The organism is Paraburkholderia humisilvae (assembly GCF_902859855.1).
GTDB classification, from domain to species: domain Bacteria; phylum Pseudomonadota; class Gammaproteobacteria; order Burkholderiales; family Burkholderiaceae; genus Paraburkholderia; species Paraburkholderia humisilvae.
On record NZ_CADIKH010000001.1, the window covers coordinates 179,018 to 191,996 of the forward strand.

Below are 12,979 nucleotides of genomic sequence, written 5' to 3' on the forward strand. Positions count from 1 at the left end.
GAAGCCCTGCGCTCAAGTCACGCAAGGTGTCGCGGGCTGCGCAATGCCGCCATGAGGCATGCCGCCCGACACATCGCCCCAGAGGATCGCATGATCTTCCGGCAGCGCGCGAGAGTTGGGCACCGACAACCAGAGCCTCATCAGCATCCGATCCTGGCCGGTCGTCACGTCGTCCTTGAACGCCGTCCGCCCGTGATAAACGATGTGGTTGTTGAGAAGCTGAATATCGCCAGGCGCGAAGCGCATTTCGAAACACTGCTCCTGAGCGAGTTGCAGAAGCATCCGCAAAGCTTCGTGCTCGGCATCGGTCAATTTACGCACATTCGAAAGCAATTGCGCATTCTCGATGTAGGTCAGCGAAAAGTGACTCGTCAGCTTGCCGTCCCGGACCCCGAAAACCGGCAGATCGTAGGTCACGTACTGGCCACCGGCTTCTTCCCCGAACCGGCTGCGCGGAATGGGTTTGCACAGCAGCGCATGCAGATCTGGCCGGCGCTTGAGCATTTCGTTGTAGACGGTCGCGCTGCTCGCAAGCTTGCTGACGCCGCCCACCGATGCCTGACGCACGCAAAGCAATCCGACCACGTCGCAGCGGTCCGTGTGAAAGCGCAGTTCTCCGGGCGACAAGGTGCGCGCGCCCGACGACAGAAATTCCTTACCCGATGCGTCCACCGTCGCGCCATAGAGTTTGGCGCCGACGCCCGCGCCTTCGTCCTTGATCTCGCGCATCAATTCGCCGCGGCGGTTCTGGAACATCGGCGTGCCGAGATAACGGCCCAATGCATACCAGATGCGGCGCAACTGTTCGTGGTCGTAGCGGCCGACATCGAGGCCGCGGATTTTCACCATGCCGGAGCCGTTTTCGAGTTCTTCGCGCACGTCGTCGAAGAAGGCCTTCGAGCTGGGCAACGGAAAGTTATCGCGGTCGATTTCGGCCCACGCGATACCGGCCGACTTGCCGACAGCGAGATCGATCTCGTCCAGCACGGCGGGCGGAAAGTCCTTGACCCATCGCGGGTTGTCGTACATATCGACACCGTTCCACACACACGCGCCTTGCAGATAGTCGGCGGATGACATTCGTTTCTCCAGAGTGATCGAGACCTGAGCAATAGCGCCCCTGGATGCTTGATGTGTTTCGAGCGGGCGCCCCTGCCGCGTCGCAGGGTTGTCTATACAAGGTATGCAAGATAAGTCCCGGCCAGACTTCCTTCAAGCGGTTCTTGTACGAATGCGGGCAAACACCTATCCCGAATATCGCCGCCCCGCCCAGTGGCAGAACTAACGGAGTGGGACATGGGGGGATGGAGCAGACAGGAGGACGAGGCGCAAGTCACGTCCTTGAGTTCGGCGGCCCGAAGCGCTAAACGAAAACGTCCCGAGACCGGCTCGGGACGCATGATAAGTCCATCATGCCGGCGTGACGCATCGCGGCGTCAGCCGGGGGGTTGCTCGGTTACAGCAGCTGGCTGCGCAGCACCTTCGCGGCGGCCACCATATTCGTCAGCGCCGGGGTCACTTCCGTCCACTGACGCGTCTTCAGACCGCAGTCCGGGTTCACCCAAAGGCGCTCCGCGGGAATACGCCCGGCCGCCTTTTTCATCAGCTGAACGATGGATTCCCGAGACGGAATGTTCGGCGAATGGATGTCGTACACACCCGGCCCGATCTGGTTCGGATACTTGAAGTGGTCGAACACATCGAGCAGTTCCATATCGGAGCGCGACGTTTCGATCGTGATCACGTCCGCATCCATATCGGCAATTGACGCGATGATGTCGTTGAATTCCGAGTAGCACATATGCGTGTGGATCTGCGTTTCGTCGCGCACCCCGTTCGCCGTGATACGGAACGATTCCACGGCCCATTGCAGGTACTCGTTCCATTGCGAACGGCGTAGCGGCAGACCTTCGCGCAACGCGGCCTCATCGATCTGGATCACGCGCACGCCGGCCTTCTCGAGGTCGAGCACTTCTTCGCGAATCGCGAGTGCAAGCTGGCGGCACGACACCGAACGCGGCTGATCGTCGCGCACGAACGACCAGTTCAGGATCGTCACGGGCCCCGTCAGCATGCCCTTCATCGGCTTGTTCGTCAGCGACTGCGCGTACGTGATCCATTCGACCGTCATCGCGCCCGGACGGCTGATATCGCCGAACAGGACAGGCGGCTTCACGCAGCGCGAACCATACGACTGCACCCAGCCGAACTGGCTGAATGCGTAGCCTTCGAGCTGTTCGCCGAAATATTCGACCATGTCGTTACGCTCGGCTTCACCGTGCACGAGCACGTCGAGCCCCAGCGTTTCCTGTTCGCGCACACTGCGTGCGATCTCGGCCTGCATCGCGGCCTTGTAGGCGGCTGTATCGAGTTTGCCGGCCTTGAACTCGCTGCGCGCGTGGCGGATTTCCGCCGTTTGCGGGAACGAGCCGATCGTCGTGGTCGGGAACGCCGGCAGCTTCAACAAGGCCGCCTGCTTCGGCGCACGGACGGCATACGCGCTGTGCCGCTGCCCGAGTGCCGCGTCGATCCTTGCAAGCGCGGCCTTGACGACCGGATTGTTTACCCGCAGCGACGTGCGGCGGTGGTGGATAGCTTTTGCATTGGCGACGAGTGCCGAGCCGACTGAGTCGCGACCGTTGTTCAATGCATCGGCGAGCAGCTTGAGTTCGTCGAGCTTTTGCAGCGCGAAGGCGAGCCACGAACGGACCTCGGCGTCGAGCTTCTGCTCACTGTCGAGGTCGACCGGCACGTGCAGCAGCGAGCACGACGGTGCGATCCACAGGCGTTCGCCAAGCTGCTTCGCAAGCGGTTCGAGCCATGCGAGCACCGCGTTCAGGTCCGTCTTCCAGATGTTGCGGCCATTGATCGCGCCGACCGACAGCACCGACGTATCGGACAGAATCGCAGCCGCTTGCGCGAGCTCGTCGCGCGCGTTGATCGCGTCGATATGCAGACCGTCGACGGGCAGCGTGCACGCGAGTTCGAGGTTCTCCTGCAACTGGCCGAAGTAAGTGGCGAGCAGCAGCCGCACGCGCCGCACCGACAGCGAGTCGTAGGCGGTCACGAACGCGTCGCGCCACTTCGCATCGAGTTCCGTCACGAGCGCGGGCTCATCGATCTGCACCCAGTCGATGCCTTGCGCGGCGAACGTATCGAGTAATGCGCCGTACACAGGCAAGAGTTTCGGCAACAGCGCGAGGCGATCCGAATCGTCCTTCGATTTGCCGAGCCACAGGTAGGTGACCGGGCCGATAATCACCGGCTTCACGTTCACGCCCGCCGCGCGCGCTTCAGCGATTTGCGTGACGAGCCGCGTTGCATCGAGCGAGAAATTCGTCGCCGCGGTGAATTCCGGCACGATGTAGTGATAGTTCGTATCGAACCATTTGGTCATTTCACCCGCCGCAACGCCGCTGCAGCACGCGACGTGCTCATCGGCCGCTTGCGCCGAGCGGCCGCGCGCGACACGGAAATAATTGTCGAGCGCATCACCGTGGAATCCGCGCACGCGCTCGGGCAGATTGCCTAGCGTGAAGCTCATGTCGAGCACCTGGTCGTAGAACGCGAAGTCGCCGACCGGCACGAAATTGACGCGTGCCTGATGTTTCCAGTGACGCTCGCGCAGTTGCGCACCGACGGCTTTCAGCGCATCGCGCGACGACTGATCCTTCCAGTAGCTTTCGAGGGCGAACTTCAGTTCGCGTCTTGCGCCGATGCGCGGAAAACCGAGGTTGTGAGTGATCGCCATCTTTCGTCCGTGTCCAAAAAAATCCATAGAAGACCTGTCTGGCAGCGATGATAGAATTTCTCGTGTATGAATAAAAATGGATTTATTTCATACATGCATTAGTTTTGTTCATGAGGCAAGCATGCTTGAGCGCAGTCATCTGATGGTGATCAGGGAAGTCGAGCGGCAGGGCTCGTTGACGGGGGCAGCCGAAGCGCTAAATGTCACGCAGTCGGCGTTGAGCCACACCGTGAAAAAGCTCGAGCAGCAACTGGCGACGCCTGTGTGGACGCGCGAGGGGCGGTCGATGCGTCTCACGCAGGCGGGTCAGTACCTTCTGCGTCTTGCCAACCGGATGCTCCCGCAGTTCGAGCACGCGGAAGAACGAATGAAGCAATACGCGCAAGGCGAGCGGGGTACGCTGCGTATCGGCATGGAATGCCACCCGTGCTATCAATGGCTGCTGAAAGTGGTATCGCCCTATCTCGCGCGCTGGCCCGATGTCGACGTCGACGTCAAACAGCGGTTTCAGTTCGGCGGTATCGGTGCGCTTTTCGGCTACGACATCGATGTGCTCGTCACGCCGGATCCGCTGCAAAAGCCCGGTCTGCGATTCGAGCCGGTGTTCGACTATGAGCAGGTGCTGGTGATATCGGATGGACATGCGCTCGCGAACGAGCGTTATGTCACGCCAACGCAGCTTGCGGAAGAGGTGCTGATCACCTACCCGGTCGAGACCGATCGGCTTGACATCTACACGCAGTTCCTCACGCCGGCGAACGTGGTACCGAAACGGCACAAGGTGATCGAGACGACGGACATCATGATGCAGATGGTGGCAAGCGGCCGGGGCGTCGCGGCGCTGCCGCGCTGGTTAGCGGAAGAGTACGCTGAATGGATGCCGTTAATACCTTTGCGGCTCGGCAAAAAGGGCATTTCGAAACAGATCTTCCTGGGTACTCGCGAAGTGGACGACACAATCGATTACCTCGCCGCCTTCGTCGCGCTCGCGCGCGAATCGGACTGGAGCGGCGCCAGACTTCGGACCTGACCGCCGACTCGCGCGCCTGCAGGTACGGCATCCAGCCGCCTTCCGCGAAACCAGTCGGATTGTTCGTGACCGTGGGGATATCGGGCTTCGAGATGAACGTCCAAATCCGATGCTTTGCGCATCGTCTCTTCAGGGTTCGCGGCTTCAGAAATGATGGCGAATGCCTGCTCCAATCAGCAACTGGTTGCCGCTTGAAGATGGATCATTCGTGTTGATAACCGCCGGCGCGCCTGACGAAGCGTGTTGATATACCGCCTCTACGTAAGTATCCGTGCGCTTTGACAGCGCATAGGTCATCTGCACGGCGCCTTCGTGCCAGTGTGCAGTCGACGCCTTCGTATACGTGTACATGCCAGCGAACGAGATAGCGGGCGTCAGCTGATAGACGCCGTTCACTTCGTAGTTGCTGAAGCCAACCGATGGCGCGGCATCGCCGGCATCGGCGTTTACCACATCGGAATACGTGGAACGCGACCATGCGGCGGCGAGGACAAAATCACCGATCGTGTAGCTTGCGCCGACGCCGTAGGTGTTCTGCGTACCCACATTGGCATTGAACACTTCGCCGGTCGAGCCGGGCAATACAACCGGATCGTAGGCGCCACCCGACGTGTTACCCCGTCCGTTGACATGGAGCCAGGCCGCGCCGGCACTCAGTGCGCCGCCCTGATAATTCGCGCCGATGCTATATGCGCGATTGTTCGCAAAGGCTCCGGCTTCGTTCGAAAACGCATACATTCCGCCCAGGCTAAAGCCACCGAACGACGGGCTCGCATACTTGACCGAGTTGCTTGCCAAATAGGTGTTATTGGCGTTGTCGTTATCGAACGGGTGCGCGAACGCCGTTCCTCCTGTGCCTCCGGTGAGCGCAAACGGCGCGAAGTAATCGTGAACCAGGTCGTACTGATGGCCGAGCGTTAGCGTACCGAATGCGTCCGACTGAAGCCCCACATACGCAGGATGGTCGTTAAAGCCTTCGCCCGATGTGACCGAAAATCCGCGCTCCAGACGAAACACCGCTTTCGCGCCACCGCCGAGTTCCTCGGTGCCTTGTAAGCCCCAGTAGCTGCCATCGATCAACCCTGACGTCGCGCGATATTGGGCATGGCCATTCACATTGTTGACATAGGCGAGGCCCGTGTCCAACTCGCCGTAAAGCGACACCGCTTGCGCAGCGCAAGTCGTGCTCAGGATCGCGAGCGATGCTCCGGCGATCGAACCGTGGATCGTGCTGTTCATGATGAAGGAAGAGATAATGTGAAACCACGGTGCGTGTTCGCGCGCATTTGACACGCTGAGGCTGTCCAACGCACGCACAGAGCCGTACTGTTGTGGCGGCGGGCTAGACAGCGAAAAAGATTACGTGGCCGGCGGCGCTACGAGGTGTGGCCGAGCATGAGTGCCGGCGCAAAAAAAGATCGAGATTCATGAGCGGCTCCTTGGGGTTTTCGCGCCCCGGTTAGGTTCCGACGCAAGAACGAAAACAGGTCTGGCTCCTGACTCGAGCATATTTATGCGCTGAGGCAGATACAGTGGCGCGACCGCGCCGGTTTCGCACCGGCTTCCGCATTCCGTTCCGTTGAGGAGTGTGTTGTTTCCATGTCCGGCCGCCGACTGCGACGCAAACTTTCGAAAGCATAACGGAAGAAACCGGGGATTCCAAGCGCGCTATCCGTGTGACCAGCCATCAAGCGTCGTTCGGCGATTTCATTGAGCCGCGTCACGATGAGGCTGCGGAAAAACCTGAAGGACGTGACCGACGCGGGAAATCCGAAGTGATTGCGCGGGTTCATCACTGAGATCGTCAAATGCTTCCGGGACCCAACTGGAGTTACCGGCAGCTTGCGTCTATCCTGTTCTCACCCCTTTGGCTGCCAGCGGCGCCCATGACGTGTTCCGCGCGCGTCGTGAGCGCTTACCGCTCAGCAAGGGCAAACCCAAAAAGGAGAAAGACTATGTCACGATCCATTTCGCGGCGCGCTTTGATCGCGTTCGGTGGCTTGGCCCTCGCGGGCACATTGACCTGGGCGCAAGCGGCGCCGGTTTCATTCCAGGTGCCATTGACGGGCGCTCAACAGGTCCCGCCGGTGCAGACTGCAGGCAGCGGCAGCGCCGACCTCACGTACGACCCCGACACGCACGTCGTCACCTGGAACATCCGCTTCAGCGGATTGTCGAGTCAGGCGACGATGGCGCATTTCCACGGCCCCGCGCCGGCCGGCAAAAATGCCGGCGTAAAGGTCTGGCTCTCGCAGAAGGGCAGTATGGAGATGACCAGCCCGCTCAGCGGCCAGGCGACGCTCTCACCGGACGACGTCAAGATGTTCGAAGCCGGTGACATGTACATCAACGTTCACACGAAGAACAATCCGAACGGCGAGATCCGCGGCCAGGTCGTGCCTCCGAAGAGCAACTGACGCAGCCGCCGAAGCGGCGCCGTTGGTCGGATTCGCGGCAAGCCTAGAGAAAAGCCGCGAGCAGCATCACCACTGCGGCGCCGAAGCCGAGCGGCAGCAGCGCCATCAGCACTGACGCCTGCCGCGGCGAGTCGATGGATGACGGCAACAGCTTGTAGCCGGTCAGCATCGGACGCAGCAGGTTGTGTCCCTTCGCTACTGCGTAGAGAGCGATCACGAACACATGGAGCGCTACCGCGGCGAGCAACACGTCCCAAGCAAGCCCATGCAGTGTCGAGATAGCGTTGGCGAGCCACGCAGGGACCACCTCGCTCAACGGCCCTTCGTCGGCGATGTCATTGTTGACGTAGAGCCCGCTCAGCGTCTCGATCAGTAACAACGCGAGGAGCAGCAGGACCATCCAGCCGCCGGCCGCATTGTGGCCCACCTGCACATCCGGCTCGCGGCGTAACAGGTGGCGCAGATGATGAAGCGCAGCCGCCGGCGACGCCACGAAACTGCGAAAGCGCGCGGTCTCACTTCCCCAAAAACCCCATAGCAGCCGGAATATGACCAAAGCGAGCAGCGTCTCGCCGACCCGGACGTGCCAGTCGATCCAGTTCAGCTTCAAGGTGACATAGGCCGCCGCGACCAGCACGACCACCAGCCAGTGAAACAGGCGCACCGGTGCGTCCCAGACCAGCACTGGGCGGCGAACGGGCTGTGCCCGCGGCGTGGCAGGTTCGTCAGCATCCATGTGTCGTGCGTCCCTGCAAGCAGCTAGCGTCATGCCGCGAGTCGCTCACGTTGCGGGAATGGAATAGTGGTTCATTTTACAAGCTGTGCGGCAAAAGCCGCGGTCGTTCGCGGGAAGACGCACACGCGCGACATGCGGGCGAGATCGGCCTCGCATCCCGTACGGCTGCACCGGTTCGGCAGCAAGCGGACTGATTGTAGAATGCGTTGCCGCCGATGTTCCTATGGGGGACCGCTCAAATGCCAAGTGACGTTGATCATCTCGTTGATAGGTCGATAGCAGAATGGAAGGTGCCGGGTCTCGCGTTAGCGGTGATCCAGGATGACGAAGTCGTGTTATTGAAGGGCTACGGCGTGCGCGACATCGATTCGCGTTTGCCCGTGACGGTGAGCACGCAGTTCCTGCTGTGTTCGATCACCAAGTCGTTTACGGCGGCCGGGCTTGGCATCCTCGTCGACGAAGGCAAGCTCGAATGGCGGAGGCCCGTGCGGGAATACATTCCGGAGTTCCGGCTGTATGACGCCGTGGCGACCGAACGCGTGACCGTCCGGGACTTGCTTTGTCACCATAGCGGATTACCGCGGCACGACTGGATACACGCACCGGGCGACCTGTCCACCGCGCAAGTCCTCGCCACTCTGCGTCATCTTGAACCGAGCCGTGATCTGCGTGACGTCTATCAATACCAGAACCTTGGGTATCTGGTGGCCGGACACGTCGCGGAACGCATCACAGGCATGAGCTGGGACGCGTTCATCACCGAGCGCCTGCTTCGACCACTAGGCCTTACCGACATGAGCCTTTCGATCGAGGCCCTGCGCGATGCGCCGGATCACGCGCACCCTCATGTTGCCGACAACGATGAAGTCCGCCGCGCGAGCTGGGCTCCGATCCGCAATCTGCCTGCCGGTGGGCTGAACGCGTCAGTCTCCGACCTGGCGAAGTGGATGCGCTTTCTGATGAACGATGGGATTGTGGACGGTGAATCGCTGTTATCAGCGAACGTCGTTCGGCAAATGTCGGCGCCGCATGTGCACGTTGGCCGGTCGGTGTTCAGCGAGGTCGGTGACTTCCACTACGGATTCGGCCTGCAGGTGGGCCACTATCGCGGTGAGCGTGTGCTATCGCATAGTGGTTCGTGGCTTGGTTGGGGAACGTTGATGACGATGCTCCCCGAGCGCCGGCTCGGGGTCGCCGTTCTGACCAACTATGTCCCCACCGCGGTAGGGGAACTCCTGACCTATTCCGCGTTTGACGAACTGTGCGCTCATCAACCGATTGACTGGTTCGAACGTTTCCGCTCCAGACGGCGCCAACTCCTCGCGCAACAGAAAATTGACGACGCGGCACGCAAGGAATTACGTCGCGCCGATACTGCGCCGACCCACGCGCTGGACGACTATGCGGGCGATTATGAGCACCCGGCCTATGGGCGCATCTCCATCGCGACGCAGAGCGGCACACTGGCCTGGCGCTGGCGCGGCTTATCGGGGCAGCTCGAACATCGCCACTACGATGTGTTCGCGACGCCGCACAAGGTCGGCGAACTCTACCCCGATGGTCTGCTATTGACCTTTGGCTACAACCGGGAAGGTGTGATCGACCAGATCGCCGCTGCGCTGGAGCCGATGGTCGAGGACATTGTCTTTCGCCGCATTGCGAGCGGCGATGCACTGGACCCCGCGTTCCTCGCACGATGCGCGGGGGCCTATGCACACGGCGCCCAGCAGATGACTGTCACGTTGGCAGCAGCAGGCCACTTGACGTTGCACATCGTCGGACAGCCGCGTCGCCGCCTCACCCCATGCGGGGAGCGGACCTTTGATATCGGGGAACTGAAGGGCTATCGCGTCGAATTCCACCGCCTGTCGTCGAACGTCGTGGACGCGATGATCTTCCATCAGCCGAATGGGACTTTTCTTGCATTGCGCGACACCGAAAAACCGGACGAACCGGAGTCCTAACATTTCTATCGCGCCGTGAATGAACGTCGTCCTCCGCGGCGTCTCCCAGGTTGGCGTATGCTCGCTCCCGATCGTGCGGTTCCTCGACCCAGGCGCACATATGATCGGGAAGATGCGGAACAGCAGCGCCGACGAACGCAGCACCCCGGAAGATCGTCTGGTCATGCAAAGAAAGGAGAAAACTGAATGCCGAGCCTCGAGCGAACGCGACCCGCTATGCTTATCGATTCTGTCTGGCGCATCGTGCTTTGGGTCGGATTTCGATTCGCTCGCATCTGGTGGTACGTTCGACAGCCGCACCATGAAGGCGCGCTAGTGGCGATTTACGTCGGCCGGGCGCTGTTGCTTGTGAAGTCATCGTACCGCGCCGAGTGGAATTTTCCCGGAGGGGGGGTTCGGCCCGGTGAAACGCCTGATGCGGCGGCGCGCCGTGAAATGGAGGAGGAGATTGGTCTGTCATCCTGCACATTACTCCCGGCGGGTAGCGCCAGCGGCATATGGGATGGGCGAAGAGACCGGGTGCATTTCTTTGAGCACCTCGATTGCATGCCCGAACTGCGGCTTGATAATCGGGAGATTGTCGCCGCGCGTCTGGCATCGCCGGAGGAATGGCACGGCATCGCGCTGACAGAGGCGGTCGCGACCTATCTGCGCAGAGATCTCCGCCGTTAGCCGGTCTCCCGGACGCGTGCCACTCAGGCGGCCGCTTGTTGCTCAAACGTCAGGATGCAGGTGACGAACCGGGCTGACTGATTCGAGCAGTGCCGCGAGATAGAGGATGGTTGACTCGGCCTGCCAACTGCCGGCGATCTGAACGTTGATCGGTAGCCCCTCCTTACTCGTACCGAACCGCATCGAAACGCCCGGCAAGCCGGTAACGTTAAGCGGTACGGCCGCGCCCCGGAGCCAGGTGGCGCCCACGGTCTGACCGTTGATGGTAAATGTGCCGACGCCGTGTTTGTGCGCCGGGATCGGCAACACATGGGTCATCAACGCGTCGTACTTCGTGAAGAATTCGGCGTAGCCGTCGCGTATCCGCTCTACCGCCTGTTCGGCGTCAAGGTAGTCCTTCATCGAGACATCCGGCCGCGCGAGCATTGTTTTGACCGTGTTGTACAGATCGTCGTGGCTGCGCCCGGCCGTTGCTTCCGCGAACTCCTGCTTCATTTCCATGACGTGCAGACGGTTGAACACGTCATTAGCGAAGTCCCGCTCAAGCGCAGGTATACGTACCGGATCAACGAAGCATCCAACGTTCTTCAGCGCTTCCGCTGCTGCTTTAACCGTGGCCGCAACTTCGGGGTCGACTGGGCCGAAGCCGGGTTCCACCATCCAGCCCACGCGCAGCGGCCTATGGGGCGAATGACCGATTCCCGCATCAAACTGGACTGTGCTGGTCGCGAATGCGTCCAGGCCGTCGGGACCGGACAACTGCGAAAACGCGAGTGCGAGATCGCGGATGCTGCGAGCCATTGGGCCAACATGCCAGAAACGGCGCGGTGCGCGCGGCCAGATTCCTGTCATTGGCACGCGCCCGTGCGTCGCCTTGAGCGACACGATCCCGGTTTGTGCAGCGGGTCCACGCACTGAGTTCCCGAGATCAGTGCCGAGCCCGAGCGGCGACATACCGGCTGCTATGGCCGCCGATTCGCCGCCGCTCGAACCACCTGGTGTGCGTTGTAGGTCCCACGGATTGTTCGAGCGACCGCTGAGAAGGTTGTCGCTTTCGAATGCGTAGGAAAACTCAGGAAGATTTGTCTTCGCCAGCAGGATACCGCCGGCCTTTTTCATTCGCGCGACACTGGTCGCGTCGGTGTCAGGTATGCGTCCCTTGAAAATCAGCGAGCCGCGTTGCGTCGGCACACCCGCGGTGTCGATGGAGTCCTTCACGGTAAAGGGCACACCGTGCAGCGGCCCAAGCTCATGACCTTGCAGCACCGCGGTCTCCGCTGTCTTCGCGGCCCTGAGCGCGTCGTCCGCAACCGTAACGATGGCGTTAACTTTGGGATTGACGGCTTCGATTCGATCAAGATGCGCCTGAACGACCTCGACCGGCGAGATCTCCCGTGTGCGGATCAGTTCAGCCAGTGCCGTTGCGTCTTGATAGAAGATCTCTGACTGCATAGCCGGATTCCGATGTTTGATGAACCAACGGATGGCGGCGCAAACCGCCTCCTGACGAACGATAGTGTGTCTTCGTAGATGATGGATGGACGGAAATTCTCGGGCCGCCAGCCGCGCTACCTAACGTTCGTTAGGTTTTACTTTAGGGCTTATGACTCCAGTCGTCAACGTCTGTTTTTCGGAGGGGTCGTCCTGAAGCCAGGCGGGCGCGAACGTCGGCGACAAGATCGTTGTCGCCGCGACGAAAATGGCGCAGACGCACGGCTGTGGCGGGCTGAACATTCGCGACGTCGCGCGAGACATGCATCGAATGATTCACTTCGGCAAAAGTCCACTTGCCCGGTAGCCGTCGATCAACGCATCAAAGAGCGCAATATCGGAACGACCGCGCGCCATCAACTGGGCACCGACGATTGCAGAAAAGATAGAACGGGCTCGCTTCCTGGCTTCTCTCGGACCGACGATACCGGCTGCCGACAAAACCTTTCCGAGCCATGCAATGTTGACATCAGCGAAGGTTTGAACCTCTTTCTTCACTACCTCGGGCAGATCGTCATACTCGGCAGTCATAAAGCTTGCGAGACACATGCGATTGCCGTTTTCAAGCGACTTGCGAAACGTCTCGGTCGGGTATCTGCGCAGGCAGTCGATCGGATCTCGTGCTTCGGCCGATAACGCTTCCAGCATCGCGGCCGCGTCCTCCCAGTAACGCCTGGCCACCGCGGCCGCCAGATCAGCCTTGCTTGGAAAATGATGGTAAAGGCTCGCTGCCTTGATGCCCACCTCTTCCGCAAGGCTACGGACGTTCAGCCCACCGTAACCATGCGCCTGTGCGATCTTCGTGGCGGCCGCCAGGATCCGGTCGCTTGAATTCGTGTCTGCTCGGTTTTTCACGGACTCGCCTCGATAAAAAGGGGTTGACGAGCGGTATTGTAACTCCTAACATCCGCCCTAACA

The 12,979-nt window shown here is 60.7% G+C and carries 10 protein-coding genes, 1 pseudogene and 1 riboswitch; of the genes and pseudogenes, 4 read left to right on the top strand and 7 right to left on the bottom strand.

What is annotated here, in order from left to right:
• Positions 1-12 precede the first annotated feature (12 nt).
• Positions 13-1,080 carry a TauD/TfdA family dioxygenase gene (locus HV796_RS00735; RefSeq protein WP_175224182.1) on the bottom strand — a complete coding sequence of 356 codons (1,068 nt, stop codon included), beginning with the start codon at positions 1,078-1,080 and terminating at the stop codon, positions 13-15.
• A 376-nt stretch (positions 1,081-1,456) separates the two neighbouring features.
• Positions 1,457-3,751: a 5-methyltetrahydropteroyltriglutamate--homocysteine S-methyltransferase gene (metE, locus tag HV796_RS00740; protein ID WP_175224184.1), complete on the bottom strand. Its 2,295-nt coding sequence runs from the start codon at positions 3,749-3,751 to the stop codon at positions 1,457-1,459.
• A gap of 76 nt (positions 3,752-3,827) precedes the next feature.
• On the opposite strand from metE, the gene HV796_RS00745 reads away from it, so the two are divergent.
• Positions 3,828-4,781, top strand: coding sequence for a LysR family transcriptional regulator (locus tag HV796_RS00745; RefSeq protein ID WP_175224186.1), 954 nt, complete (start codon positions 3,828-3,830; stop codon positions 4,779-4,781).
• A gap of 16 nt (positions 4,782-4,797) precedes the next feature.
• Here HV796_RS00745 and HV796_RS00750 read toward each other — a convergent pair.
• Together HV796_RS00750 and HV796_RS00755 are read right to left on the bottom strand one after the other, a co-directional pair.
• A pseudogene (locus HV796_RS00750) lies at positions 4,798-4,918 on the bottom strand (iron transporter); the annotation flags it as partial.
• 7 nt (positions 4,919-4,925) lie between these two features.
• Positions 4,926-6,020, bottom strand: a complete 1,095-nt coding sequence (locus tag HV796_RS00755; RefSeq protein ID WP_175224188.1) for a porin — start codon at positions 6,018-6,020, stop codon at positions 4,926-4,928.
• 252 nt (positions 6,021-6,272) lie between these two features.
• A riboswitch (cobalamin riboswitch) is annotated at positions 6,273-6,347 on the bottom strand.
• A 389-nt stretch (positions 6,348-6,736) separates the two neighbouring features.
• Here HV796_RS00755 and HV796_RS00760 point away from each other — a divergent pair.
• A complete protein-coding gene (locus HV796_RS00760) occupies positions 6,737-7,198 on the top strand; it encodes a CHRD domain-containing protein (RefSeq protein ID WP_175224190.1) in 462 nt (153 codons plus the stop codon).
• A gap of 43 nt (positions 7,199-7,241) precedes the next feature.
• Here HV796_RS00760 and HV796_RS00765 read toward each other — a convergent pair whose 3' ends face one another.
• Complete coding sequence (locus HV796_RS00765; protein WP_175224191.1) at positions 7,242-7,934, bottom strand: cytochrome b/b6 domain-containing protein; 693 nt, start codon at positions 7,932-7,934, stop codon at positions 7,242-7,244.
• A 239-nt stretch (positions 7,935-8,173) separates the two neighbouring features.
• Here HV796_RS00765 and HV796_RS00770 point away from each other — a divergent pair, with 239 nt between their 5' ends.
• Together HV796_RS00770 and HV796_RS00775 are read left to right on the top strand one after the other, a co-directional pair.
• On the top strand, positions 8,174-9,898 hold the full coding sequence (locus HV796_RS00770; protein ID WP_175224193.1) for a serine hydrolase: 1,725 nt from the start codon (positions 8,174-8,176) through the stop codon (positions 9,896-9,898).
• A gap of 186 nt (positions 9,899-10,084) precedes the next feature.
• Positions 10,085-10,570 carry an NUDIX domain-containing protein gene (locus HV796_RS00775; RefSeq protein ID WP_175224195.1) on the top strand — a complete coding sequence of 162 codons (486 nt, stop codon included), beginning with the start codon at positions 10,085-10,087 and terminating at the stop codon, positions 10,568-10,570.
• Between the two features lie 42 nt (positions 10,571-10,612).
• Here HV796_RS00775 and HV796_RS00780 read toward each other — a convergent pair whose 3' ends face one another.
• Together HV796_RS00780 and HV796_RS00785 are read right to left on the bottom strand one after the other, a co-directional pair.
• On the bottom strand, positions 10,613-12,022 hold the full coding sequence (locus HV796_RS00780) for an amidase (RefSeq protein ID WP_175224197.1): 1,410 nt from the start codon (positions 12,020-12,022) through the stop codon (positions 10,613-10,615).
• A gap of 315 nt (positions 12,023-12,337) precedes the next feature.
• On the bottom strand, positions 12,338-12,916 hold the full coding sequence (locus HV796_RS00785) for a TetR/AcrR family transcriptional regulator (RefSeq protein ID WP_175224199.1): 579 nt from the start codon (positions 12,914-12,916) through the stop codon (positions 12,338-12,340).
• Positions 12,917-12,979 lie beyond the last annotated feature (63 nt).

Coding starts and splice junctions, on each gene's coding strand:
- HV796_RS00735 (WP_175224182.1), bottom strand. CDS start 1,080: ATGTCATCCGCCGACTATCTGCAAGGCGCGTGTGTGTGGAACGGTGTC.
- metE (WP_175224184.1), bottom strand. CDS start 3,751: ATGGCGATCACTCACAACCTCGGTTTTCCGCGCATCGGCGCAAGACGC.
- HV796_RS00745 (WP_175224186.1), top strand. CDS start 3,828: ATGGATTTATTTCATACATGCATTAGTTTTGTTCATGAGGCAAGCATG.
- HV796_RS00755 (WP_175224188.1), bottom strand. CDS start 6,020: ATGAACAGCACGATCCACGGTTCGATCGCCGGAGCATCGCTCGCGATC.
- HV796_RS00760 (WP_175224190.1), top strand. CDS start 6,737: ATGTCACGATCCATTTCGCGGCGCGCTTTGATCGCGTTCGGTGGCTTG.
- HV796_RS00765 (WP_175224191.1), bottom strand. CDS start 7,934: ATGGATGCTGACGAACCTGCCACGCCGCGGGCACAGCCCGTTCGCCGC.
- HV796_RS00770 (WP_175224193.1), top strand. CDS start 8,174: ATGCCAAGTGACGTTGATCATCTCGTTGATAGGTCGATAGCAGAATGG.
- HV796_RS00775 (WP_175224195.1), top strand. CDS start 10,085: ATGCCGAGCCTCGAGCGAACGCGACCCGCTATGCTTATCGATTCTGTC.
- HV796_RS00780 (WP_175224197.1), bottom strand. CDS start 12,022: ATGCAGTCAGAGATCTTCTATCAAGACGCAACGGCACTGGCTGAACTG.